Raw genomic sequence first — 25,608 nt, 5'->3', positions numbered from 1 at the left:
GCACCGGACTTGCCGAGTCCGGTGCCATTGAGCTTGAGCGCGGTAAGCGACGAGTCAGAACCTTGGGTCATTGCGAAAGCCCGCTGGCGGCCTGGTCATAGTTGCCGTTTTCCAGGAAGTACAGACGGAACCAGTTCGGGTCGTAGTTGCGCAGTGGCTCGCCAGGCAATACTGGCAGCTTGGCGTTGACCGCCAGCGGTTGCACCAGATGCGGGGTGACGATCATCAGCAGTTCCTTCTCTTCGCGTCTGATCGAAGAATCACGGAAGAATGCACCGAGGATCGGAATATCTCCCAGGCCGGGGAACTTGCTCACGGCCGTGCTATTGGTGGTGCTGATCAGGCCGCTGATCACGAAACTCTCGCCGTCGGCCAGGGAGATGCTGGTGTCGGTGCGACGCACAACCAGGGCTGGCACCGAGATATCGTTGACGGTAATCCCGTTGGTGAAGTCCAACTCGCTGACTTCCGGGGCGACTTTCAAGGCGATGCGGTTATTTCCGACGATTGTGGGGGTCAGGGTCAGGCGAATACCGAATTCCTTGTACTGGATGGTAATACTGTCGCTGCCGCTGCTGGGGACCGGGATCGGCACTTCACCACCGGCCAGGAAGCTTGCGCTCTGTCCGCTCAGTGCCACCAGGCTCGGACGCGCCAGGGTATAGGCAAACCCACTGCCCTCCAGGGCGTTGATCAGCCCAAGGACGTTACCGCCGCCAATGCCGATATTAAACATGCCGTTGTTGAGCGGTATGTTCGGCCTGACGCCACCGATATTGCCGGGCGTCACCGTCGTCCCCACCGGGGCGGTGCCTGGGGAGCTGAACAGGAAGTTACCGCTCTTGCCGAAGATCGAGGTGCCGGCCTCTTTCAGCTTGGTGCGGCTGACTTCGACAAAGCGGATATCGGTCTGCACCTGGCTGGGCAGAGACGGATCTTCGGAGGGGGGCAATAGCGAACTCACCATTGAATGCGGGCCTTTGCCCTGGACGAACACCATGCTCTGGCGGGGTTCCTTGTCGCAGGCTGTCCAGACCATCAGGCTGGTGGCGCCGGGCGCAATACCCGTCAGCAGGTATGAATCTCGCCCATTGAGGTACACATCGGCAATTTTCGGGTCGCCCACGGCCAACCGGGTAATGGCGACGGGGGAGTGCATTATCGTCTGCTGACCCTCTCCCACTTCCACCGTCGACGGCAGTGGCTGCAATCCAGCGCAGTTATTTGACGCCGCCATGGCCATCCCTGTGGGAAGGCCAGCGACAATCAATGTCCACGCCACTCTCCTGAGCACCTGTACACAATCACTGTTCATGCACTGCATCCTTGTTTGGGCTGGGGGAAACCGCAAGGGCCGGTCAGCAGGGATCATTTCTCCGTCATCTGAACCAGAGCCCGCCAAGTGTTGCTGCAACCAACCAGCAGTTAGCTGTTTCTGTAACTGACGTTAGCGCAGAAAGGTAAAATTGCTATGAAGTGTAAAAAAACGCTTGGTCGATCGAGGGGATTCACCGCCAGGCCGAGACTCGCCTGCATGCAATGCGCATAAATGGTGCAAGTGCGCGTTGCGCGTCACTGAACCGTTTGCGCCGTCGGGGCTGCAATTGGCAGGTTTTCGTGCCCCTTGACCGATACCTGCTCCGTGCCGGGGCGAGCCGTGTGACACAGGTCAGAATCATCTTTTACATCAAGGGGATATTCTGTAGCCTTGCGCAGTTTCAACGCTGCACCACCTGATGAATACTCACTCTCCCGGCGGTGCCCTCAACGGGTCCGGAGCCGGGTGTATACTCGACTTTCGCGCATAAGCGCCCGCAGGTCTTGCGATCATGACGCACATTTCCGAACGCCTTCTGGTTCAGGCCCACCTTGACGCCAAACAGCCCAAGCCGCTGACGGCCGCGGAGGAAGCCCATTACCGTGCCGCGATTGCTGCCGAGCTCAAGGCTCAGGACGCCGTGCTGGTGGCTCACTTCTACTGTGACCCGGTGATTCAGGCCCTGGCCGAAGAGACCGGCGGCTGTGTGTCCGACTCCCTGGAAATGGCCCGTTTCGGCAACGCTCACCCGGCCAAGACCGTGGTGGTTGCCGGTGTCAGGTTCATGGGCGAGACGGCGAAGATCCTCAACCCCGAAAAGCGGGTGCTGATGCCTACCCTGGAAGCCACCTGCTCCCTCGACCTGGGGTGCCCGGTGGAAGAGTTCTCGGCGTTCTGCGACCAGCATCCGGAACGCACCGTGGTGGTCTATGCCAACACGTCGGCGGCGGTCAAAGCCCGTGCTGACTGGGTGGTGACCTCCAGTTGCGCCCTGGAAATCGTCGAAAGTCTGATGGATAACGGCGAAACCATCATCTGGGGGCCGGACAAGCACCTGGGCACCTATATCCAGCGCCAGACCGGTGCCGATATGCTGCTGTGGGACGGTGCCTGCATCGTCCACGAAGAGTTCAAGTCCAAGCAACTGGAGGACATGAAGGCGCTGTATCCCGATGCGGCCATTCTGGTCCACCCTGAGTCGCCGACCTCGGTGATCGAGCTGGCCGATGCGGTGGGTTCCACCAGCCAGCTGATTGCTGCCGCGCAACGCTTGCCGAACAAGACGCTGATCGTGGCGACCGACCGCGGCATCTTCTACAAGATGCAGCAGCTGTGCCCGGACAAGGTGTTCATCGAGGCGCCAACGGCCGGCAACGGCGCGGCTTGCCGCAGCTGCGCCCACTGCCCGTGGATGGCCATGAACACCCTGGAGCGCACCTTGCAGAGCCTGCGTGAGGGCAGCAACGAGATATTCGTCGACCCGGCGCTGATTCCCCAGGCCATTCGCCCGCTCAAGCGCATGCTGGATTTCACTCAGGCGGCGCGGATGAAGCTGGCGGGCAATGCCTGATCGTCTTCGACAAGCGCACAGAAAAACGCCCCGAGATTCGGGGCGTTTTTCTGTGCGGCGGATTATTTTTTCTGCTTGGGAATGCGCACGATCTGGCTGGAAGAGTAGATGTCGTGCCAGCTGCGCTTCTGCTTGTCTACCAGGATCCAGATGAAACCCAGCCCGGCGCACAGCCAGGAAGCGATCGAGACCATGAAGCGCAGGAGGGCCTGCCACAGGCTGATGCGGCTGCCGTCGGCGTTCTGCACACGAATGCCCCAGACCTGCATGCCCAGGGTCTGGCCGGAATGGGTCCAGAACTTGGCGAAGAAGGCGAACAGCACGAACAGCAGGACGGTCGAGTAGAGCGGATCGCCGTCCAGGGCGCCGGATTCGGTCAGGGTGCGCATCCGGGTTTCACCGAGGATCTGCAACTGGATGAACTTGTAGACGCCGCCCGTGACGATCAGCAGTGCGGTGCACAGCAGGAAATCGTAGAACATCGCTGCCAGACGACGGCCCAGGCCAGCGGCGGGGAAATCGCCCTGGGGGGTTAGCAGGTGCTTCGGCATCACAGGCCTCTCGATCGAAAGAAAGAAGCCATTTTACGGAATTGCGCGCACAAAAAAGCCCCTGATGTCAGCATCAGGGGCTTTTTCGTTACAGACGATCAGCCTTCGGCTTGAACTTCGTCAGCCTGCATGCCTTTTTGGCCTTGCACAGCGATGAAGGTCACTTTCTGGCCTTCTTTCAGGCTCTTGAAGCCGTTGCCCTGAATAGCGCGGAAATGCACGAACAGATCCGGACCGCTTTCTGGAGTGATAAAACCAAAACCTTTCTCGTCGTTAAACCACTTGACGGTACCGCTCTGACGTTGGGACATTTCTTATTTCCTTTGACGCTAAAAAATTAATGACAGTCTCTTTCTCATGAAGGAGTACTGGGCTGGGTTGCAGGAAAGTAAGAGACGTCGAACGGGTTGTAGCAAACTTGTTAGCTACTGCCCAGGTCACGATTCCAAGCGACCCATGCAAACACAGTGGGGAAACTCTACGCCAACTATGGGAGAAAAAACAAGCCCTGCGAAACCCCGGTTTTCCTCAGCTTGGTGGCTGTTTGCCGGAACTAGGCATCTGGGCTTATTCGATAGGGTCGTTCAATTGTTTTCAACTGTTATAAGGCAAGTTCAATATCGAAGATATGCACTATTTTATGGCGGTTGCGTTACAGATTAGTGCACTTTTAACGCAACCGCGTTACTTATAGAAACAGTTGATCAACCACGATAGTAGCGTTGTGCAACGAATGGCATTTTGCTTACAAGCATTGGCACCTTTTTCCCACGAACAATTGCCCAAACTGGCGTATCGAGTGCGACATAAGCGCTATCGATGTAACCCATGGCCAACGGACCACCCAGGGTCGGGCCAAAACCGCCGCTGCAGACGCTGCCGATCACCTCGCCCGCTTCGTTGACGATCTCCGCACCTTCACGCACCGGTGTGCGTTCCTGGGGCAGCAGGCCCACGCGTTTGCGCTTCACGCCATTGAGTTGTTGGGCGAACACCTGTTCCGCGCCAGGGAAGCCGCCAGCCCGCGCGCCATCGGCGCGCCGTGGCTTGGAGATGGCCCACAGCAGGCTGGCTTCGATCGGCGTGGTCTGGCTGTTCATGTCATGGCCATACAGGCACAGGCCGGCTTCCAGGCGCAGCGAATCCCGGGCGCCGAGGCCGATGGCGGCCACTTCCGGTTCGGCCAGCAGGGCGCGGGCCAGGGTTTCGGCGTCAGCCGCCGGTACCGAGATTTCAAAACCGTCTTCGCCGGTGTAGCCCGAACGGCTGACAAAGCAGTCCACGCCCAGCAGCTTCACGCGGGTGAATTGCATGAAGGTCATCTTCGCCACTTCCGGCGCCAGGCGCGCCAGCACGGTGACGGCCGCCGGGCCTTGCAGGGCGAGCAGGGCGCGCTCCTCGAACAGCGGCTCGATGCTGCACAAATGGCCGATGTGCTGGCGCAGATGAGCCAGGTCCTGGTCCTTGCAGGCGGCGTTGACCACCAGGAACAGCTCGTCGTTGCCCAGGTTGGCGACCATCAGGTCGTCGAGGATGCCGCCGTTTTCATTGGTGAACATGGCGTAGCGCTGCATACCCACGGGCAGGTCGATGATGTCCACCGGCACCAGGGTTTCCAGGGCCTGGGTGGCCTTGGCGCCGGTCAGGCGGATCTGGCCCATGTGCGAGACGTCGAACAGGCCGGCCTGCTCGCGGGTGTGCTGGTGTTCTTTCATCACGCCCAGCGGGTATTGCACGGGCATGTCGTAACCGGCGAACGGCACCATGCGCGCGCCGAGTTCGAGGTGCAGCGAATGCAGCGGGGTCTTCAACAGTGTTTCGGTGGACATGTTCAGCTCCTGGGTAAACGTGAGATGCGTATGTGCATGCATCAGCACTCGATGATGTTGACGGCCAAACCGCCGCGGGCGGTTTCCTTGTATTTGCTTTTCATGTCGGCGCCGGTCTGGCGCATGGTGCGGATCACCTTGTCGAGGGAGACGAAGTGTTGCCCGTCGCCACGCAAGGCCATGCGCACGGCGTTGATCGCCTTGACCGAGCCCATGGCGTTGCGCTCGATGCAGGGCACCTGCACCAGGCCACCAATCGGATCGCAGGTCAGGCCGAGGTTATGTTCCATTCCGATCTCGGCGGCGTTTTCCACTTGTTGCACCGTACCGCCGAGCACTTCGCACAAGGCCCCGGCCGCCATCGAGCAGGCCACGCCGACCTCGCCCTGGCAGCCGACTTCGGCGCCGGAGATGGAGGCGTTTTCCTTGTAGAGAATGCCGATGGCGGCGGCGGTCAGCAGGAAACGCACCACCCCGTCTTCGTTGGCGCCGGGGATGAAGCGCATGTAGTAGTGCAGCACTGCCGGGATGATGCCGGCGGCGCCATTGGTGGGCGCGGTGACGACGCGCCCGCCGTTGGCGTTTTCTTCGTTGACCGCCAGGGCATACAGGTTGACCCAGTCCAGTACCGACAAGGCGTCGCGCAGGGCCGCCTCGGGGTGCTTGCACAGCTGGCGGTGGAGGGCGGCGGCACGGCGCTTGACCTTCAGGCCACCCGGCAGGATCCCTTCGTTGCGGCAGCCGGCATCCACGCAGTCCTGCATCACTTGCCAGATCTTCAGCAGGCCGGCACGGGTTTCCGCTTCCGGTCGCCAGGCACTTTCGTTGGTCAGCATCACCTGGCTGATGGACAGCCCATAGGTGGTGCAGTGACCGAGCAAGTCCTTGGCGCTTTTGAAGGGGAAGGTCAGCTTGGTGGTGTCTTCGACGATGCGGTCGGCACCGGCGGCGTCCTCGTCGACCACGAAGCCGCCGCCCACCGAGTAGTACTCGCGGCTGCGGATCTGCAATCCGGCGGCATCGAAGGCACGAAAGATCATGCCGTTGGGGTGGTAGGCCAGGGGTTTGCGGATCATGGCCAGGTGTTCTTTCTCGTTGAACGCGATGAGGTGTTCGCCGAGCAGGTTCAAGCGTCCGCTGCTGCGTATTTCCTGCAGGCGAGCGGCGATGTTTTCGGTATTCACGGTATCCGGGTGTTCACCTTCCAGGCCCAGGAGTACGGCCTTGTCGCTGCCATGGCCCTTGCCGGTGGCGCCGAGCGAGCCGTACAGCTCGACCTTGACGCAGGTGGTGGCGCCCAGCAGTCCGTCGCGCCGCAGGCCTTCGACGAAGCGCGCGGCCGCGCGCATCGGGCCAACGGTGTGGGAGCTGGAGGGGCCGATGCCAATCTTGAACAGGTCGAACACGCTCAAGGACATGTTGGTTCTCCGGTTTCTTATTGTGTTGATCGGCACGCACGGGGGAAGCGGGTATTGCGGTTCGGTCTGGCCGGTATTCGTCGCCAGCCGCCTCGCTCCTACAGGTATACGCAGAAACCGTAGGAGCGAGGCTTGCCCGCGATGGACGGCGATGCCGTCTTAGGCGTCCTGATAGCTTTCGATCGACGGGCAGGCGCACACCAGGTTGCGGTCGCCGAACACGTTGTCGACGCGGCCGACCGGAGGCCAGTACTTGCCTTCGATCAGCGAGGCCACGGGATACACCGCCTGTTCACGGCTGTAGGGGTGCGACCACTCGCCAACGATTTCCGCTGCGGTGTGCGGGGCGTTTTTCAGCGGGTTGTCGTCCTTGTCCAGGCTGCCGTTTTCCACCGCGCGGATTTCTTCGCGGATGCGGATCATGGCGTCGCAGAAACGGTCCAGTTCTTCCTTGGATTCGCTTTCGGTCGGCTCGATCATCAGGGTGCCTGCCACCGGGAACGACATGGTCGGGGCGTGGAAGCCGAAGTCGATCAGGCGCTTGGCGACGTCGTCGACGCTGATGCCGCTGCTGTCCTTGAGCGGGCGCAGGTCGAGGATGCACTCGTGGGCCACCAGGCCGTTGCTGCCGGTGTAGAGCACTGGGTAGTGTTCTTCCAGGCGACGGGAGATGTAGTTGGCATTGAGGATCGCCAGCTGCGAGGCACGCTTGAGGCCTTCGCCGCCCATCATGCGGATGTACATCCAGGTGATCGGCAGGATGCTCGCGCTGCCGAACGGCGCGGCGCAGACCGCGCCTTCCTTGCGTTCCATGGCCGCGTGGCCAGGCAGGAACGGCGCCAGGTGCGACTTGACGCCGATCGGGCCGACGCCCGGGCCGCCACCGCCGTGGGGAATGCAGAAGGTCTTGTGCAGGTTCAGGTGCGACACGTCGCCGCCGAACTTGCCCGGGGCGCAGAGGCCGACCATGGCGTTCATGTTGGCGCCGTCGATGTACACCTGGCCGCCGTTGTCATGGATGATGCCGCAGATTTCGCGGATGCCTTCCTCGAACACGCCGTGGGTCGACGGGTAGGTGATCATCAGCGCCGCGAGGTGCTCGCGGTGCTCGATGGCCTTGGCCCGCAGGTCTTCGATATCGACGTTGCCACGGGCGTCGCAGGCGGTGACCACCACGCGCATGCCGGCCATGTTGGCGGTGGCCGGGTTGGTGCCGTGGGCGGACGAAGGGATCAGGCAGATGTCGCGACGGTCGTCGCCACGGCTCTGGTGATAGGCACGAATGGCCAGCAGGCCCGCGTATTCGCCCTGGGAGCCGGCGTTCGGCTGCAGGGACACCGCGTCGTAGCCGGTGGCGGCGCAGAGCATGGCTTCCAGTTCGCTGGTCAGTTGCTGGTAGCCGGCGCTTTGCTCGGCCGGGGCGAACGGGTGCAGGGCGCCGAATTCGGCCCAGGTGATCGGGATCATTTCGCTGGCGGCGTTGAGCTTCATGGTGCACGAGCCCAGCGGGATCATGGTGCGGTCCAGGGCCAGGTCCTTGTCGGCCAGCTTGCGCAGGTAGCGCATCAGCTCGGTTTCCGAGTGATAGCGGTTGAACACCGGGTGGCTGAGGATCGCCGACTGACGCACCAGCGGCGCCGGGATACGGCTCTGTACCGTGCTGGCCAGCGCGGCGAAGTCCGGCAGCGCCTGACCGTCGGCCAGCAGGCTCCACAGCGCTTGTACATCGGCCTGGCCGGTGGTTTCGTCCAGCGACAGACCCAGGCGTTCGGTGTCGATCACCCGCAGGTTGAGGCGCTGGGCGCGGGCCTTGTCGTGCAGCGCCGCGGTGCGCGCGCCGGTGTGCAGGGTCAGGGTGTCGAAGAAGTTTTCCTGCTCGACCTTGATCCCCAGCTTGCTCAGGCCCTGGGCCAGGATCGCGGTCAGCTGGTGGATGCGCCGGGCAATCCGGCTCAGGCCTTGAGGGCCGTGGTACACGGCGTACATGCTGGCGATGTTGGCCAGCAGCACCTGGGCGGTGCAGATGTTGCTGGTGGCTTTCTCGCGACGGATATGTTGCTCGCGGGTCTGCATGGCCAGGCGCAGCGCCGGCTTGCCGAAACGGTCCACGGATACCCCGACCAGACGGCCCGGCATGTCGCGCTTGAACGCGTCCTTGGTGGAGAAGTAGGCCGCATGCGGGCCACCGAAGCCCAGCGGCACACCGAAGCGCTGGGCGCTGCCGATGGCCACGTCGGCGCCGAATTCACCTGGTGGGGTCAGCACGGTCAGCGCCAGCAGGTCGGCGGCGACCGCCACCAGGCCGTTGGCGGCGTGGAAGCGCTCGGTCAGTTCGCGGTAGTCGAACAGGTCGCCGTTGCTCGCCGGGTATTGCAGCAGGGCGCCGAAGAACGGGCTGACGTCGGTCAGCTTGCGCTCGTCGCCGACCACCACGTCGATGCCCAGCGGCTCGGCACGGGTGCGCAGCACGTCGAGGGTCTGCGGGTGGCAATGGCTGGAAGCGAAGAAGGCGTGGCTGCCCTTGTTCTTGCTCAGGCGCTTGCAGAAGGTCATGGCTTCGGCGGCGGCGGTGGCTTCGTCGAGCAGGGAGGCGTTGGCGATCGGCAGGCCGGTGAGGTCGCTGATCAGGGTCTGGAAGTTCAGCAGCGCTTCCAGGCGGCCCTGGGAAATTTCCGGCTGGTACGGGGTGTAGGCGGTGTACCAGGCCGGGTTTTCCAGGAGGTTGCGCAGGATCGGCGACGGCGTGTGGCAGTTGTAGTAGCCCTGGCCGATGTAGGTCTTGAACAGCTGGTTCTTGGCGGCGATGGCCTTGATCGAGGCCAGTGCGTCGGCTTCGCTCTGCCCGGCGGGCAGGTCGAGGACGCTGGTGCCCTTGATGCTGTCGGGGATCACGCTGGCGCTCAGGGCTTCCAGGGAGTCGAAGCCCAGGCTGTTGAGCATGGCTTGCTCGTCGCCTTGGCGCGGGCCGATGTGGCGCGCGATGAATTCGTTGGCGGTGCTCAGGTTGACTTGAGTCATGGCGGTTCCTCAGGCGTCGGCGTTGGCTTTGATCAGGCGGTCGTAGGCGTCCTGATCCAGCAGTTGGCCGACAGCGGCGGCGTCCGCGGGAATGAAGCGGAAGAACCAGCCTTCGCCCAGCGGGTCTTCGTTGACCAACTCGGGGCTGGTTTCCAGGGCCGGGTTGGTTTCCACCACTTCCCCGTCCAGGGGCATGTACACGCCGCTGGCGGCTTTTACCGATTCCACGGTGGCAGCTTCGGCGCCCTTGTCGTAGGCCTGCAGTTCCGGCAATTGCACGAATACCACATCGCCCAGGGCGTTTTGCGCGAAAGCCGTGATGCCGACGGTAACGCTGCCATCGGCTTCGGTACGCAGCCATTCGTGATCTTCAGTAAAACGCAACTCGCTCATGGAAACTCCTCAAGGGGCCAGATTCGTCTGGTGGACGCGATTGAATGCTCGTGCAGGGCCGAGCGGAATGGATAAGCCCTTAGCAAAAATGCGGCCAATGTTTTTTAATTGTTATTAATCAATGAGTTATGAGTTTTTGGTGATGGCCGGAAGCTAACGACTGTAGCGAAAACGCTACAGCTGGAGGGTCAGGGAAAAGCCTATGGGGATCAAAGCCTTGCGTAGCGCCGATTACAACTGGTTGTAGCGATATCGTTCCGCTGTAGCGCTTTCAGTACAGGTGGAGGTCGCTTTCAGATGCGACTACACCACCTGTAGCCGTTGCCGCAGGCTGCGATAAGGCCGAAGGCCTTCGGCGATCTTGAGAGCTTGCGCTCCCTGCGGGAGCGATCGCAGCCTGCGGCAGCGGCTACAACATCAAAAGCCGCGGCGGCTCAGGGCTTGCTGGGGATACCGTATTTGCGCAGGCGATGGGCGATGGCGGTGTGGGAGGTCTGCAGGCGGCTGGCCAACTGGCGAGTCGAGGGGTAGTTGACGTAGAGGCCTTCGAGCAGTGCCTTCTCGAACTCCTCGACGGCCTGTTCCAGGCTTTCGACTTCGGTGTCGTTCTGGCGCGCCACCGAGGTGCCGGCGATATCCAGGTCGCCGATGTCCACCAGGCTGCTTTCGCAGATCGCCGCCGCGCGGAAGATCACGTTCTGCAACTGGCGCACGTTGCCGGGCCAGCGGTTGCCCAGCAGCGCCGGATAGGTGCCGGGCGCCAGGCGGCAGACCGGGCGCTGGATCTGCGCGCAGGCCTGCTGCATGAAGTAGCGCGCCAGCAACAGGATGTCCTGGCCGCGCTCGCGCAGGGGCGGGACTTCCACATTCAGCACGTTGAGGCGATAGAACAGGTCTTCGCGAAAGCTGCCCTCGGCGACCATCTTTTCCAGGTCGCGATGGGTGGCGCTGAGGATCCGCACATTGACCTTGACCTCACGGTCGCCACCCACCCGGCGAAAGCTGCCGTCGTTGAGAAAACGCAGCAGCTTGGCCTGCAAGTAGGGCGACATTTCGCCGATCTCGTCGAGAAACACCGTGCCCTGGTTGGCCAGCTCCATCAGCCCCGGCTTGCCGCCGCGCTGGGCGCCGGTGAAGGCGCCGGGGGCGTAGCCGAACAGCTCGCTCTCGGCGAGGTTTTCCGGCAGGGCGGCGCAGTTCAGCGCCAGAAACGGCGCGCCGTGCCGCGTACTGATGGCGTGGCAGGCCCGCGCCACCAGCTCCTTGCCGGTACCGGTTTCGCCCTGGATCAGCAGCGGCGCATCCAGCGCGGCGACGCGCTGGGCGCGGGCCTTGAGGGTGCGGATGGCCGGGGAGTCGCCGAGCAGCGCATCGAAGCCTTCGGCATGGTCGTGGTGCAGGGCCGACAGGCGTTCGCCGATGCGATTGGGCTGATACAGGGTCAGCAGCGCGCCGGCGTCGGTGATCGGCGTGGCGTCCAGCAGCAGGGTCTGGCCATTGAGAGTGATTTCCCGCAGGGGCAAGCGAAAGCCCTGTTCCAGCAAGGTTTCCAGCAGCGCCGGGTCGTCGAACAGCTCGGCCACGCTTTCCCCGGCCGGCTCGCGGCCATAGAGGGCAATCAGCGCCGGGTTGGCCAGCAGCACCTTGCCGGCGCTGTCCAGGGCCAGCACCGGGTCGGTCATCGCCGCCAGCAGGGCGTCCAACTGCAGGTGGCGGCGCTGGCCGGGCAGGATGTCGACCACCGTCACCGCCTGCACGCCGCGCACGCTGAACAGCGCGTCGCGCAGCTCTTCCAGCACTTGCGGGCTGAGGGTCGGGGCGTCGATGTAGACGTTGGGCGGCACCATCTCCACCGCATCCAGGTTGAGGTTGCGCCCACCGAGCAGGGCCAGGACTTCCTGGGTGATACCGACGCGGTCGATAAAGCTGACGTGGATGCGCATGGGGCGGTCAAGGGTTCTGGAAAACGGAGGGTGGCAAGTATGCCTTGGCGGACGCTGTTTGGTGAAATTCGCCGTGGCCACGGGCTTCTGTAGGAGCGAAGCTTGCTCGCGATAGCCTCAACGATGACGCGGGAAGCCTGGCCTGATACGCCGCGGCGTCCTTGAGTTCATCGCGGGCAAGCCTCGCTCCTACAGGTTAAGCGGGCAGGGGAAGCCCGCGACCCACGGGCTGGGGTTACTCGAGGTGTTCGGGGTTGATTGGATCCCCGGATTTCATATTCAACTGCACCCGCACATCCTCAAACATCGCGTCGTAATATTTGTGCAGCGAGCCGATGCTGCTCAGTGCCTTGGGAATCCCATACTTCTCGGCGATTTTCGTCACGTTGCTGGCGAAGTTGTAAGCCTGATCCTTGGGCAGAAAGAACGGTTCATCGAGCTCCTTGCCCTGAATCGTTCCATGCATCTTGAACTGCATCCCTTTGCCTTCCTTGGGGTCCTGCGCGACTTCATAGTCGATACAGATGTTGTAGCTGACATCGTCCTTGGTCAGTGCGTGTCGCTCGATGTGTAAATGACCGGGTTCGAACTGGGCCATGGCTCTCTCCTTTACAAGGCATGGGGAGCGGTGCAGGCCAGCGGCCTGCACCCTGAGTTGCTCTTATCGGTAAGTGATGCCCGGCTGGGCCGTGCTGATGCGCGTACCGGCCTTGCCCTGGACGATCGCTTCGATGTCCGAGAGTGAACCGATCACCGCGACTTTTCCAGTATGGCGGGCGAACTCGCAGGCCGCCTGGACCTTCGGTCCCATGGAGCCGGCGGCGAAGCCGAGCTTTTCCATTTCGTCCGGGTGCGCCTGGGCAATGGCTTTCTGCGACGGCTTGCCCCAGTCGATAAAGGCCGCGTTGACGTCGGTGGCGATCACCAGCAGATCGGCCTCCAGCTGTTCGGCCAGCAGTGCCGAGCACAGGTCCTTGTCGATCACCGCCTCGATGCCCCGGAGCTTGCCATCCTCACCGTACATGGTTGGAATGCCGCCACCGCCGGCGCAGATCACGATGCTGCTCTTTTCCAGCAGCCATTTGATCGGGCGGATTTCAAAGATGCGCTTGGGTTTCGGACTGGCCACCACGCGGCGGTACTTGTCGCCATCGGGGGCGATGGCCCAGCCTTTTTCCTTGGCCAGTTTTTCTGCTTCGTCCTTGCTGTAGACCGGGCCGATGGGCTTGCTCGGGTTCTGGAACGCCGGGTCCTTGGCATCGACCTCGACCTGGGTCAGCAGGGTGGCGAAGGGCACTTCGAAATCCAGCAGGTTGCCCAGTTCCTGTTCGATGATGTAGCCGATCATGCCTTCGGTTTCGGCGCCGAGCACGTCCAGCGGGTAAGGCGACACCGAGGTGTAGGCCGCTGCCTGCAGCGACAGCAGGCCGACCTGCGGACCATTGCCGTGGGCGATCACCAGCTGGTTGCCGGGATGGATCTTGGCAATTTGTTCGGTGGCGATGCGGATATTGGCGCGTTGATTGTCCGCGGTCATGGGTTCGCCCCGGCGGAGCAGGGCGTTGCCGCCCAGTGCGACGACGATACGCATAATGCATTCCTTCCAGAATTCGGTGATCCCGTGGGCGCGTGGCTTGCCTGCGATGGTGGGGTGTCAGGTTTGACGCCTTCGCGGGCGAGCCTCGCGCCTACAGGTCGAGGGCCGACCGCCAGGCGGTCGGCCACGGACGTCGGGGTTACAGGTCGGCCAGGGTCGAGACCAGGATCGCCTTGATGGTGTGCATGCGGTTTTCCGCTTGCTCGAAGGCGATGCAGGCCGGCGACTCGAACACGTCGTCGGTCACTTCGATGCCGTTGGCCAGGTGCGGATACTGCTCGGCGATCTGCTTGCCGACCTTGGTATCGCTGTTGTGGAACGCCGGCAGGCAGTGCATGAACTTGGTCCGTGGGTTGCCGGTGGCCTTCATCAGCTCGGCGTTGACCTGGTACGGCAGCAGTTGCTGGATACGTTCGGCCCAGGCTTCCACCGGCTCGCCCATCGATACCCAGACGTCGGTGTGGATGAAGTCGACGCCCTTGACCGCGGCTTTCGGGTCTTCGGTCAGGGTGATGCGGGCACCGCTTTCTTGCGCGTACTGCTTGCAGCGGCTGACCAGGTCGTCATGGGGCCACAGGGCCTTTGGCGCGCAGATGCGCACGTCCATGCCGAGCTTGGCGCCCACCAGCAGCAGGGAGTTGCCCATGTTGTTGCGGGCATCGCCCAGGTAGGCGTAGCTGATGTCGTGGATCGGCTTGTCGGCGTGCTCACGCATGGTCAGCACGTCGGCGATCATCTGGGTCGGGTGGTATTCGTCGGTCAGGCCGTTGAACACCGGCACGCCGGCGAACTTCGCCAGTTCTTCGACGATTTCCTGCTTGAAGCCGCGGTACTCGATGGCGTCGTACATGCGCCCGAGCACGCGGGCGGTGTCCTTCATGCTTTCCTTGTGGCCGATCTGCGACGAGTTCGGGTCGATGTAGGTGACGTTGGCGCCCTGGTCATAGGCGGCGACCTCGAAGGCGCAGCGGGTACGGGTCGAGGTTTTCTCGAAGATCAGGGCGATGTTGTTGCCCTTGAGGTGCTGCTGCTCGGTGCCGGTGTACTTGGCGCGCTTGAGGTCGCGGGACAGGTCGAGCAGGTAGCGCAGCTCGCGCTCGGTGTGGTGTTCGAGGCTGAGCAGGTTACGGTTGTGGATATTGAACGCCATGATGATTCTCCAGGGATTCTGTAATCGGCCCGGCCAGCACCGCAGAGGTGCGGCCGGGGGAAAGTCGTTTAGTAATCGATCGGGTCACGCACGATCGGGCAGGTCATGCAGTGGCCGCCGCCACGGCCGCGGCCGAGTTCGCTGGCGCTGATGGTGATCACTTCCACGCCGGCCTTGCGCAGCAGGGTGTTGGTGTAGGTGTTGCGGTCATAGCCGATGACCACGCCCGGTTCCAGGGCCACCACGTTGTTGCCGTCGTCCCACTGCTCGCGTTCGGCGGCGAAGCTGTTGCCGCCGGTTTCCACCACGCGCAGTTGCTTGAGGTTCAGGGACTCGGCCACCACCTCGATGAACGATTTGTTCTCCCGTCGCACGTCCATGCCATAGGGCTTGCTGGTGTCGGGGCGGATGACGAACGGCACGATTTCCTTGACCACTTCCGGGAAGACCGTGACCAGGTCGCGGTCGCAGAAGCTGAACACGGTGTCCAGGTGCATCGCCGCGCGGGATTTCGGCAGGCCGGCGACCACGACTTTTTCCACCGCGCCCTTGGCGAACAGGGATTGCGCAAGCTGGCCGATGGCCTGGCGCGAGGTCCGCTCGCCCATGCCGATCAGCACCACGCCATTGCCGATCGGCATGACGTCGCCGCCTTCGAGGGTGGCCTGGCCGTGATCCTTGTCCGGGTCGCCGTACCAGACTTCGAAGTCGGCGTTGGCGAACTCGGGGTGGAATTTGTAGATGGCGCTGGCCAGCAGGGTTTCCTGGCGCCGGGCCGGCCAGTACATCGGGTTGAGCGTCACGCCGCCGTAGATCCAGCAGGTGGTGTCGCGGGTGAACTGGGTGTTGGGCAGCGGCGGCAGCAAGAAGCTGGAGTGGCCCAGGTAGTCGCGGTACATCTTGATCACGCTGGCGCCTTCGCTTTCCGGCAGGTCCTCGCCGGCCACGCCGCCGATCAGGAATTCGGCCAGCTTGCGTGGCTCCAGGCTTTCGAGCCAGCTGCGCACTTCGTTGGTCAGGCCGACACCGACGGTGTCGGGGGTGATCTTGCGATCCAGAATCCACTTCAGGGCTTCGGGGTTGTGCACCGTATCGGTCAGCAGGTTATGCATTTCCAGGACTTCGATCCCACGCTCGCGCATTTTGGTGACGAAGTCGAAATGGTCGCGCTTGGCCTGGTTGACCCAGATCACATCATCGAACAGCAGTTCATCGCAGTTGTTCGGGGTCAGCCGCTGATGGGCCAGGCCTGGGGAGCAAACCATGACTTTGCGCAGTTTGCCGGCTTCGGAATGGACGCCGTACTTAACTTTTTCCGTGGTCATTACCGTGATCCTCCAGAGGTAGAAACAATCGTGCGGTTACAGGGTCAGGAAGCCGTCGTAGAGCCCGTAGGCGGCCAACAGGGCGCCTATGACCACTGCGGCGAAAATCAGCTTCTCGACGTTGGTGAAAATCGGTTTGCCCAACTCCCGCTTGGCCTTGGCGAACAGGATCGCGCCGGGGGCGTAGAGCAGGGCGGAGAGCAGCAGGTACTTGACCCCGCCGGCGTACAGCAGCCAGATCGCGTAGAACAGGGCGATGGAGCCGATCAGCAGGTCTTTCTTGCGTTCGGCCAGGGCCGCTTCGTAGGTTTCGCTGCGCACCGCCAGCAGCACGGCATAGGCCGCCGACCACAGGTAGGGCACCAGGATCATCGAGGTGGCGAGGTAGATCAGCGACAGGTAGGTACTGGCCGAGAACAGGGTGATGACCAGGAAGATCTGCACCATGGCATTGGTCAGCCACAGGGCGTTGACCGGCACGTGGTTGGCGTTCTCCTTGCGCAGGAACTCCGGCATGGTGTGGTCCTTGGCCGCGGCGAACATGATCTCCGCGCACAGCAGCACCCACGACAGCAGTGCCCCCAGCAGCGAGATGATCAGGCCGACGCTGATCAACACCGCGCCCCAGTGGCCGACCACATGCTCGAGCACCGCCGCCATCGACGGGTTCTGCAGCTTCGCCAGCTCCGGCTGGGTCATGATGCCCAGCGACAGCACGTTCACCAGCACCAGGAACAGCAGCACGGTGATGAAGCCGATCACGGTGGCCTTGCCCACGTCCGAGCGTTTTTCCGCGCGGGCGGAGAAGATGCTCGCGCCTTCGATGCCGATGAACACCCACACGGTGACCAGCATCATGTTGCGCACCTGGTTCATCACGCTGCCCAGGTCAGGGTTCTTCACGCCCCAGATGTCCGCGGTGAAGATGTCCAGCTTGAAGGCGAACAGGGCGATCAGTACGAACAGCAGCAGCGGCACCACCTTGGCGACCGTGGTCACCAGGTTGATGAACGCCGCTTCCTTGATCCCGCGCAGTACCAGAAAGTGCACGGCCCACAGCAGCAGCGAGGCGCCGATCACCGCGGCCGGAGTATTCCCCTCCCCAAATAGCGGGAAGAAGTAGCCCAGGGTGCTGAACAAGAGTACGAAGTACCCCACGTTGCCCAGCCAGGCGCTGATCCAGTAGCCCCAGGCCGAAGAAAAGCCCATGTAATCGCCGAAACCGGCCTTGGCATAGGCGTAGACACCACCGTCCAGATCAGGCTTGCGGTTGGCCAGGGTTTGAAACACGAAAGCCAGTGTCAACATACCGACAGCGGTAATAGCCCAGCCAATAAGAACGGCGCCTACATCGGCACTTGCCGCCATGTTTTGTGGCAAGGAAAAGATCCCGCCGCCAATCATCGAGCCGACTACCAAGGCGACTAACGCACCAAGCCGTAGTTTTCCGGGAGTGTCAGACATTGCGTGACTCCATTGCAGGAGAAGAGAGACGTCAGAGTAAATCTGCGAGAAATCCGAACAGCTGATTTAGATCAGGTCATTGCTACATTCCATTGTGAATGAACGACTTAAGCTGTCTTTGCGGAAACCGGTGGGAAGCCTGAAAGCGCCACTCCATAAGGCCTCGGGTTCCGGATGAAAGGTCTTCTCATTGGCGCCAGGTTGAAGCTAGCCCGCTTTCAAGAATGCGCAACTCATTAAAAAGTTATAAGGCTGCCCGGCGCGCTGATGGCATTTAGGTTTTATGCATAATAAAAAGCCAAACTATTCAATATGTTCTGATCCTCGTCATGTCGATTGATCCAAAAAAGATCAATAATTGACTCTTTTAGTCCGTTTCCAATCTGTGGAAGTTAATTAATTTCATATAGTTTGTTGTCGGACAATTGGACCGGACGCAGAGGTAGGCATGCCACAAACCACACAAAAACTGCGACTCGGCGCCTTGATCGCCCTGGTGGTGGGTTCGATGATTGGCGGCGGGATCTTTTCCTTGCCACAAAACATGGCGGCCCGGGCCGACGCCGGGGCGATCCTTATCGGTTGGGCGATCACCGCCGTGGGCATGCTGACCCTGGCCTTCGTGTTCCAGACCCTGGCCAACCGCAAGCCTGAACTCGACTCTGGGGTGTACGCCTACGCCAAGGCCGGGTTTGGCGACTACATGGGCTTTTCTTCGGCCTGGGGCTACTGGATCAGTGCCTGGCTGGGCAACGTCGGCTACTTCGTGCTGCTGTTCAGCACCCTGGGTTATTTCTTCCCGGTGTTTGGCCAGGGCAACACCCCGGTGGCGATCGCCTGCGCTTCGGTCCTGCTGTGGGCGGTGCACTTTCTGGTGCTGCGCGGGATCAAGGAAGCGGCGTTCATCAACCTGCTGACCACCGTGGCCAAGATCGTGCCGCTGGTGATGTTCATCGTGATTGCCGCGGTGGCGTTCAAGGCGGACATCTTCACCCGCGACATCTGGGGCCGTGGCAACCCGAACTTTGGCGGGGTGATGGACCAGGTGCGCAACATGATGCTGGTCACGGTCTTCGTGTTCATCGGCATCGAAGGCGCCAGCGTCTATTCGGCCCGGGCCGAGAAGCGTGCGGACGTCGGCCGGGCCACGGTGATCGGCTTTATCGGCGTGCTGGCCCTGCTGGTGCTGGTCAACGTGCTGTCCCTGGGGATCATGAGCCAGCCGGAACTGGCGACCTTGCAGAACCCGTCGCTGGCGGCGGTGCTGGAGCACATCGTCGGTCCCTGGGGCGCGTTGCTGATCAGCGTCGGCCTGGCGGTTTCCCTGCTCGGTGCCTTGTTGTCGTGGGCGCTGCTGTGTGCCGAGATCCTGTTCGCCACGGCCCGCGACCGGACCATGCCGGCCTTCCTGAAAAAGGAAAACGCCAACCATGTGCCGGTCAACGCCCTGTGGCTGACCAACAGCATGATCCAGGTGTTCCTGCTGATTACCCTGTTCTCCGCCGGGACCTACACCAGCCTGATCTACCTCGCGTCGTCGATGATCCTGGTGCCTTACCTGTGGTCGGCGGCCTATGCGGTGTTGCTCAGCGGCCGCGGCGAAACCTACGAGCGGGCCTCGGCCGAGCGCATGAAAGACCTGTGCATCGGTGGCGTGGCCCTGTGTTACGCGGTCTGGCTGTTGTACGCCGGTGGGGTCAAGTACCTGCTGCTGTCGGCCCTGCTGTATGCCCCCGGGGTGATCCTGTTCGCCAAGGCCAAGCGCGAGCAGGGCGAGCCGTTGTTCACCGGTATCGAGAAGGGCATTTTCGCTTGCGTGGTCGCCGGGGCCAGCCTGGCCGCCTATGGCCTGTACAGCGGTGTGCTGTCGCTGTGAGGCTGGTTTACCAGCCGCCCTATGACTGGCCGGCGATGCTGGCCTTTCTCCGGGCGCGGGCCATCGAGGGGTTGGAGACTGTCAGTGGCGACCGCTACTCGCGCAGCATCAGCCTCGATGGCGTACACGGCTGGTTCAGTGTGAGCCCGGGCGACAGCGATGCGCTGGCGCTGACCCTGCACTTTCCCGATCCGCAGGCCCACGCGCGGATCGCTGCGCGCATCCGCCGCCTGCTGGACCTGGATACCGATCTGGCGCCGATTCACCGGCAACTGTCCGCCGATGCGTTGATGGCTCGCTTGATCGCCTCGCGGCCGGGGCTGCGCGTACCCGGTGCCTGGGACGGTTTCGAGCTGGCGGTGCGCGCGGTGCTGGGGCAGCAGATCACGGTGGTGGCGGCCATCCGCCTGGCGGGCAAACTGGTGGCGCAGTATGGCCAGCCATTGAGCTGCAGGGAGGCGCCAGCGGGGTTGAGCCATGTGTTCCCCGAGCCGGGGCGGATGGCGAGCGCCGATCTGGCGAGCCTGGGCATGCCGCGCAGTCGGGGCCGAACCCTGTCCGGCGTGGCGCAGGCGCTGCTCGACGATCCGCAGCTGTTTGCCCCCAAGGCCAGCCTCGAACACAGCCTGTCGGCCTTGCGGGCGCTGTGGGGTGTCGGCGACTGGACCGCGCATTACGTGGCCCTGCGCCAGTTCCGTGAAGCGGACGCCTTTCCCGCGGCGGACGTGGGCCTGCTCAACGCCCTGGCGGCGCTCGAAGGCGGACCGGTCAGCGCCAGCCAGTTGCTGGCCCGCGCCGAGGCCTGGCGGCCATGGCGCGGTTACGCGGCGCAGCATTTGTGGACGGCTTTGTAATCTCCCCAGCACCTGTAGCCGCTGCCGAGCCTGCGAGGCTGCGCTCGAGGACGCAGTCCTCGCCAACCCTGCGCACGCGGTATGAATGACGTAACGCGCGGCCTGATTTACGTCCGCTTTGCGGCCGATCGCAGCCTCGCGTTGCTCGGCAGCGGCTACAGGGTTACGCGCCACAGGGCTCACCATTTTGGGCGATGCGCGCCCAGGTCGCTGGCGGGGTAGGCCCATTGCAGGGGCGTGCCGCTGATCTGCAAGGGTACTTGCAGGCGATGGGCCGGGCCCCAGGAGGTCTGCTCCACCAGCAACCCCTGATCGTCCTGGTCTTCGGTGCGCAAGGCGGGCTCGGCGTTGCCAGGGGGGCGCTCGATCAACAGCTTGGCGGTCCGTGCCAGCGACAACCGTGCGCTGCCGACGGCCCCGGTTTTCAGTCGTTCGTTCAGGGTGCGGATCGCGGCGGCGGCCATCAGGTAGCCGGTGGCGTGGTCCAGGGCCTGCACCGGCAGCGGTACGGGTTTATCGGCCTGCTGCCAGCGCTGGCCGGCCTCGGCAATGCCGCTGCTCATCTGCACCAGGCTGTCGAAGCCACGGCGGTTCTGCCAGGGGCCGCTCCAGCCATAGGCGTTCAGGCACACGTCGATCAACCCCGGGGCGAGGCGCTGGCGTTCGGCGGCCCCGTAGCCGAGGCGTTCCAGGGCATCGGCGCGGTAGCCGTGCAGCAGCAGATCGGCTTCCCCCAACAGGCTTTCGAAGACCTGGCGATCGGCGGCGTCGTGCAGATTCAGGCGGGCGCAGCGTTTGCCCAGGGTGACTTCCGGGACCACGCCGGGCTCGTTCCACTCCGGTGGGTCGATGCGCAGCACATCGGCGCCCAGCCCGGCCAGAAAGCGGCTGGCGATGGGACCGGCCAGTACCCGGGTCAGGTCCAGCACCTTGATCCCGGCCAGGGGGCGTGACAGTGATCCGCGCCAGGGCTGCGCGGCGTCTGCACCTTGCTTCACGTAATGCACCAGGGGCTCGGCATTCACGGCCTGTCCCTGGGGATGGGCTTGCCACTCGGCCCAGCTGCGCATTTCCGCAGCACAGCCGCCTGCCTCGACCACCGCCTGCTCCAGGTCGCTCTTGTTCCACTGCGCAACCTTGGCGGCCATGGCCGGACGGTCCGCGACCCGGCCGAGTACCTGTTCGGCCGCCTGGCGATGATGGGGCGCGTTGGTGTGCAGGCGAATCCAGCCGTCCTGGGTGGCGTAGTCGCCGGCGACCGGGTCCCACAGCGGCGGCACGCTCCAGCCCAGCGGACGCAGGGAGGTGGCGAACCAGAAGGAGGCCAGGCGTCGGTCGACGCTCAGGGTGGGCATGCGCCCGGTCTGGCTGAACAACAGCCCGGCCGCCGCCTGGCCAGCCGCGGCGATGCTGGCGCTGGCCAGTTCGGTCACGGCGAAGGCCGAGGGCAGGGCGCCGCCCGAGGTCAAGGCAATCGGGGTAAGAGGCAAGCCCAGCGCGGCTTGAACAGACGACAGCACATCGGTCATTGCAGGCCCTCCGCAAGAGAGGGGGCAGCATAGATCAAAAAAGTGAAGCGCCGCAGCCCCCCGCCCCGTAGGAGCGAAGCTTGCTCGCGATGAACCGGAGAGCGCCACGTTGAGCCAGTGAGTGCGCGTCATCGTTGGCGACCATCGCGAGCAAGCTTCGCTCCTACAGAATCAGGGGCAAGGTCAAACGCGGAACTGGTCCATCAGCTTCATCTGCTGGGTGGTCAGGGCGTTGAGCTGGCTGCTGACCTGGGCCGATTCGGTGGCCTGCTCGGTGAGGGATTCGGTCACGCTGCGGATCGCTGAAACGTTGCGGTTGACCTCTTCGGCCACCGCGCTCTGCTGTTCGGCGGCGCTGGCGATCTGCAGGTTCATGTCGCTGATCACCGTGACCGCGTCGCTGATCTTGCCCAGGGCCTGCACCGCTTGCTGGATCTGCCCGGCGTTGCTCTGGGCCTGGGCCTGGCTCGAATGCATGGTCGCCACCACGCCCCGGGTGCCGCTCTGGATGCGCTCGATCACCAGGCGGATTTCTTCCACCGAATCCTGGGTGCGCTTGGCCAGGTTGCGCACCTCGTCGGCGACCACCGCGAAGCCGCGGCCGCTTTCCCCGGCGCGCGCCGCTTCGATGGCGGCGTTGAGGGCCAGCAGGTTGGTCTGTTCGGCAATGCTGCGGATCACTTCCAGCACCGAGCCGATTTGTTCGCTGTTGACCGCCAGGGCCTCGACCTCGACCACCGCCTTGCTGACTTCCTCGGCCAGGGTGCTGATATCGCGGGTGCTGCGTTCGATGATGGTCATGCCGTCCCTGGCCGACTGGTCGGCGCCACGGGCGGCGTTGGCGGCGTTCGAGGCACTGTTGGCGACATCGTGGGCGGTGGCGCTCATTTCGTTGGAAGCGGTGGCCACCTGGTCTATTTCGCGGAACTGCACCTGCATGCCTTCGCTGGTCTGGCGGGCGATCTCCGAGGACTGGTCGGCGGTGCCGCGGGCGTCGGTGATGCTCTGCTTGATCTGCGCGATGGTCGGTTGCAGCTTGTCGAGGAAGCGGTTGAACCAGCCCACCAGCTCGCCCAGTTCGTCTTGCTTGCTGTACTTCAGGCGCTGGGTCAGGTCGCCGTCGCCGCTGGCGATTTCCTTGAGCATCTGCGCGACGCTGTTGATTGGCCGGGTCACGCCGGAGGCGGTCAGCCAGATCAGCAGCAGGCCGATCACGCCGGCGACCGCCGCCACCAGCAGCGACACCAGGGTGCCCTGGGCCTGGGCGTCGTCGAGCACGCCCTGGAGTTTCACGGTGTCGGCCAGCAGCACTTGCTCCGGCAGGTCAATCACCACGCCCCAGGGACGGGCGTCGGCGATCGGGCTGACCGGATACACGGCGCGGATCAGGTCGCCCTGCTTGAGGATTTTCGGGGTATTGCCGGCCAGCAGTTGCAGCACATCCCTGCCTTCGGCGCCAAGGGTGTCGGCGATGCCTTTGCCGACCTTGGCCGTATCGTTGCTGTAGGCCGCGAGGATGCCGCTGCCGGCGACGATCAACATGTGCCCGGCCCCGTCGAACAGCCCGCGCTGGGAGTCGGCGGCCGCGGCCTGCAGGGCATCCAGGGCGATGTCCACGCCGACTACGCCTATGACTTTGCCGTCGACGATCAGCGGCAGGGAAATGGTGGTCATCAGCATCAGCTTGCCGCCCACGGTATCGGCGTACGGGTCCAGCAAGCAGGTGCGCTTGCTGTCGCGCGGGCAGGTGTACCAGCTGTTGTAGGGGGTGCCGCTGACGCTCAGGGTGGTCTTGTTCATGTCCTCTTCGACCATCACCGTGTTCAGCCCGGTGCCGCCGGCACGGCTCCAGTAACTGGCGAAGCGCCCGGCTTCGTTGGAGGCGTGGCCGGCGTCGTTGGCGAACTCGCTGTCCTTGCCGTCGAGGGCGTTGGGCTCATAGGCGAGCCAGATGCCCAGCACCTTGGTGTTGCGTTCGAATGCGGTTTTCAGGCTGTGGTTGAGCTCTTCACGCAGCGCCGCGGCGTCCAGCGAACGCTTGCCGGCCATGGCCCGCAGGTCGTTGATCTGGTCGGCCAGGGCGGTGATCACCAGCAGGCTCTCGCCAAAGGTTTTCTGTACCCGCACCGCCTGCTCCGCAGCCCTGGCCTGCAGCAGGTTCTGCACGCTGTCGGTGAGCATTCGCGAGCTGGAGCTGCTGACCAATTGATCGTTCTGGTTGGTCTGGTAGATGTTCATCCCGACGATCAGGCCCACCACGCCGAGCAGGCAGAGTCCGGACAACAGCACGATTTTCAGGCGAATGGACAGAGAGTCGAACATGGGGCGATCTCGCGAATGGATAGGGGGGAGCGGTGAGTCGGATGACTCCGGTCGCCAAGTCCATTCAGCGCCATGCCCGGAACATCGGCTTGGGCGGCATTTGTCTGAGAAAAAGCCGACGAGCGGTCATGTGTTTGACATAAACGAGGAGCAGGGCGATTTCGCTGGAGGGCATGTCGCGAGCAGCCGAACGTCGACCGGCTGCTCTTGCAGAGGAATCAAGAGGCCTGGGCCAGAGCCTCCGGGCGCGACCAGATCCACAGGTTGCCCAGGCCCATGCCGGCCAGTGCCAGGTACAGGGTCCAGTGATGGTTGAGCAGGCTCAGCATCAGGCCGGCGCACAGCAGCATGCTGACGGTGGCGCTGACCTTGGCCCGGCGGCTGACGATCCGGCCGTTGCGCCAGTTGCTCAGGATGGGGCCGAACAGGCGATGGTTTTCCATCCAGGCGCTCAGGCGTGGCGAGCTCTTGGTCGCGGCCCAGGCGGCGAGGAGCACGAACTCGGTGGTCGGCAGGCCGGGGACGACGATGGCGATCAGGCCGATGGCCAGGCTGATGTAAGCCAGGCAGCCGAAGAACAGGCGGGAGGCCTTGGACGGGGATCGGGTTGTGCCGGTCATGGGTTCGATGATGAGGTGACGAGCATGGGGCTCAATCCACAAAAGGTGGGAATAACGGCTGACGCCAGCGGGTTCGTTCCTGCAGCGGGCGTGAGTCTACGCCTTCAATACAGGAACGAGGGTGCCGGCGAAAAAATCAGGCCAGTTCAGGCGCCGTGTCGTAGGCCTTTTCCAGCAGCACGGTAAAGCGGTTGAAGGCATCCAGCGCGCCTTTTTCCGCCGCGGCTTCCTCTTCGGCACTGAACGCCAGGCCATCGAGGGTGCGGGTGAAGGTTTTCCAGCCTTCGGCGCGACCGCCGGCCGGCTCGCCCAGGTGCCGGGCACCGAAGGTTTCGCCGAGGCCCAGGCCCACCGCGCGCTTGATCAGGAACGCCGCGCCGAGCTTGGAGCCCTCGGAGACGAACAGCCAGCCCAGGGCCTCGGCCTTGCTCGGGTTCTGCACCGCGCCCGCCACCGGGGCCGGGACTTCGGTGTCCAGGTCCGCCAGGTCGGCCTTGGCCGCTTCGGCGCGGCAACGTTCTGCCAGGTCCGGGACGATGGCGATCAGCGCGGGGTCGTTGTACAGGGCGACCAGTTCGGACTGGAACAGGTACTGGGCGACGACGAAACGGGCAAAGCTGCTGGCGCTTTCGAATGGCGCGTGGGCCTTGACCAGGGCGTCGAGCCTGGCATGGGGTTCGTGGGTGATCTGGTTCAGGCGCTGGGAGCGCAGGCTCGGGCGCTGTGGGGAATCCTGGGTGGTCATGACGATGTCCTTGGTCAATGGAAATGAGAGCTGCTTAAAAATAAGAGCGGCTTGAAATGAGAAGCACTTGCTAACTAGACGAACAA

General features: G+C 63.4%; 20 protein-coding genes. 3 read left to right on the top strand and 17 right to left on the bottom strand.

Annotated features, from left to right (window positions below):
- Positions 1 to 67: 67 nt before the first annotated feature.
- Positions 68 to 1,315, bottom strand: a complete 1,248-nt coding sequence (locus PMI20_RS26320; RefSeq protein ID WP_007931080.1) for a type II and III secretion system protein family protein — start codon at positions 1,313 to 1,315, stop codon at positions 68 to 70.
- A gap of 514 nt (positions 1,316 to 1,829) precedes the next feature.
- Between PMI20_RS26320 and nadA the strand changes: the two genes are divergently transcribed.
- The gene (nadA, locus tag PMI20_RS26315) at positions 1,830 to 2,888 is read left to right on the top strand and encodes a quinolinate synthase NadA (protein ID WP_007931079.1); all 1,059 of its coding nucleotides are present in this window, start codon (positions 1,830 to 1,832) and stop codon (positions 2,886 to 2,888) included.
- Positions 2,889 to 2,950: 62 nt separating this feature from the next.
- Here the strand turns inward: nadA and PMI20_RS26310 are convergent, their stop codons facing one another.
- The 12 genes from PMI20_RS26310 to arcD (PMI20_RS26255) form a co-directional block, all read right to left on the bottom strand.
- Entirely contained in the window at positions 2,951 to 3,439 is a 489-nt protein-coding gene (locus PMI20_RS26310; RefSeq protein WP_007931077.1) for an RDD family protein, read from the bottom strand.
- 98 nt (positions 3,440 to 3,537) lie between these two features.
- A complete protein-coding gene (locus PMI20_RS26305) occupies positions 3,538 to 3,750 on the bottom strand; it encodes a cold-shock protein (protein ID WP_007931076.1) in 213 nt (70 codons plus the stop codon).
- Between the two features lie 393 nt (positions 3,751 to 4,143).
- Positions 4,144 to 5,268: a glycine cleavage system aminomethyltransferase GcvT gene (gene gcvT / locus PMI20_RS26300; protein WP_007931068.1), complete on the bottom strand. Its 1,125-nt coding sequence runs from the start codon at positions 5,266 to 5,268 to the stop codon at positions 4,144 to 4,146.
- Between the two features lie 41 nt (positions 5,269 to 5,309).
- Positions 5,310 to 6,686, bottom strand: coding sequence for an L-serine ammonia-lyase (locus PMI20_RS26295; RefSeq protein ID WP_007931066.1), 1,377 nt, complete (start codon positions 6,684 to 6,686; stop codon positions 5,310 to 5,312).
- Positions 6,687 to 6,845: 159 nt separating this feature from the next.
- Positions 6,846 to 9,704 carry an aminomethyl-transferring glycine dehydrogenase gene (gene gcvP / locus PMI20_RS26290; protein ID WP_007931062.1) on the bottom strand — a complete coding sequence of 953 codons (2,859 nt, stop codon included), beginning with the start codon at positions 9,702 to 9,704 and terminating at the stop codon, positions 6,846 to 6,848.
- 9 nt (positions 9,705 to 9,713) lie between these two features.
- On the bottom strand, positions 9,714 to 10,097 hold the full coding sequence (gene gcvH, locus PMI20_RS26285) for a glycine cleavage system protein GcvH (RefSeq protein ID WP_007931060.1): 384 nt from the start codon (positions 10,095 to 10,097) through the stop codon (positions 9,714 to 9,716).
- A gap of 434 nt (positions 10,098 to 10,531) precedes the next feature.
- On the bottom strand, positions 10,532 to 12,040 hold the full coding sequence (gene gcsR, locus PMI20_RS26280; RefSeq protein ID WP_007926266.1) for a transcriptional regulator GcsR: 1,509 nt from the start codon (positions 12,038 to 12,040) through the stop codon (positions 10,532 to 10,534).
- 235 nt (positions 12,041 to 12,275) lie between these two features.
- Complete coding sequence (locus PMI20_RS26275; RefSeq protein WP_007926267.1) at positions 12,276 to 12,638, bottom strand: DUF5064 family protein; 363 nt, start codon at positions 12,636 to 12,638, stop codon at positions 12,276 to 12,278.
- Between the two features lie 63 nt (positions 12,639 to 12,701).
- Entirely contained in the window at positions 12,702 to 13,631 is a 930-nt protein-coding gene (gene arcC / locus PMI20_RS26270; protein WP_007926268.1) for a carbamate kinase, read from the bottom strand.
- 145 nt (positions 13,632 to 13,776) lie between these two features.
- Positions 13,777 to 14,787 carry an ornithine carbamoyltransferase gene (locus PMI20_RS26265; protein WP_007926269.1) on the bottom strand — a complete coding sequence of 337 codons (1,011 nt, stop codon included), beginning with the start codon at positions 14,785 to 14,787 and terminating at the stop codon, positions 13,777 to 13,779.
- 68 nt (positions 14,788 to 14,855) lie between these two features.
- A complete protein-coding gene (gene arcA / locus PMI20_RS26260) occupies positions 14,856 to 16,112 on the bottom strand; it encodes an arginine deiminase (RefSeq protein WP_007926270.1) in 1,257 nt (418 codons plus the stop codon).
- 36 nt (positions 16,113 to 16,148) lie between these two features.
- Entirely contained in the window at positions 16,149 to 17,576 is a 1,428-nt protein-coding gene (gene arcD, locus PMI20_RS26255) for an arginine-ornithine antiporter (RefSeq protein WP_007926272.1), read from the bottom strand.
- Between the two features lie 448 nt (positions 17,577 to 18,024).
- Between arcD (PMI20_RS26255) and arcD (PMI20_RS26250) the strand changes: the two genes are divergently transcribed.
- Both arcD (PMI20_RS26250) and PMI20_RS26245 read left to right on the top strand, forming a co-directional pair.
- On the top strand, positions 18,025 to 19,452 hold the full coding sequence (gene arcD, locus PMI20_RS26250; protein WP_007926275.1) for an arginine-ornithine antiporter: 1,428 nt from the start codon (positions 18,025 to 18,027) through the stop codon (positions 19,450 to 19,452).
- Positions 19,449 to 20,306 (top strand): DNA-3-methyladenine glycosylase family protein, encoded by an 858-nt coding sequence (locus tag PMI20_RS26245; RefSeq protein WP_007926278.1) that lies wholly within the window; start codon positions 19,449 to 19,451, stop codon positions 20,304 to 20,306. The genes arcD (PMI20_RS26250) and PMI20_RS26245 overlap by 4 nt, the downstream gene beginning before the upstream one ends.
- A 179-nt stretch (positions 20,307 to 20,485) precedes the next feature.
- On the opposite strand, the gene PMI20_RS26240 is transcribed toward PMI20_RS26245, so the two are convergent.
- The 4 genes from PMI20_RS26240 to PMI20_RS26225 form a co-directional block, all read right to left on the bottom strand.
- Positions 20,486 to 21,835, bottom strand: a complete 1,350-nt coding sequence (locus tag PMI20_RS26240; protein WP_007926285.1) for a CoA transferase — start codon at positions 21,833 to 21,835, stop codon at positions 20,486 to 20,488.
- 183 nt (positions 21,836 to 22,018) lie between these two features.
- Positions 22,019 to 24,157: a methyl-accepting chemotaxis protein gene (locus tag PMI20_RS26235; protein ID WP_007926287.1), complete on the bottom strand. Its 2,139-nt coding sequence runs from the start codon at positions 24,155 to 24,157 to the stop codon at positions 22,019 to 22,021.
- A gap of 218 nt (positions 24,158 to 24,375) precedes the next feature.
- Complete coding sequence (locus PMI20_RS26230; RefSeq protein WP_007926296.1) at positions 24,376 to 24,777, bottom strand: YbaN family protein; 402 nt, start codon at positions 24,775 to 24,777, stop codon at positions 24,376 to 24,378.
- A 136-nt stretch (positions 24,778 to 24,913) separates the two neighbouring features.
- Complete coding sequence (locus PMI20_RS26225) at positions 24,914 to 25,522, bottom strand: biliverdin-producing heme oxygenase (RefSeq protein ID WP_007926298.1); 609 nt, start codon at positions 25,520 to 25,522, stop codon at positions 24,914 to 24,916.
- Between the last annotated feature and the right edge of the window lie 86 nt (positions 25,523 to 25,608).

The organism is Pseudomonas sp. GM17, from assembly GCF_000282175.2.
Classification (GTDB): domain Bacteria; phylum Pseudomonadota; class Gammaproteobacteria; order Pseudomonadales; family Pseudomonadaceae; genus Aquipseudomonas; species Aquipseudomonas chlororaphis.
Note: the sequence above shows the minus strand (reverse complement) of the source record. Positions and strands in the feature narration are given on the sequence as shown.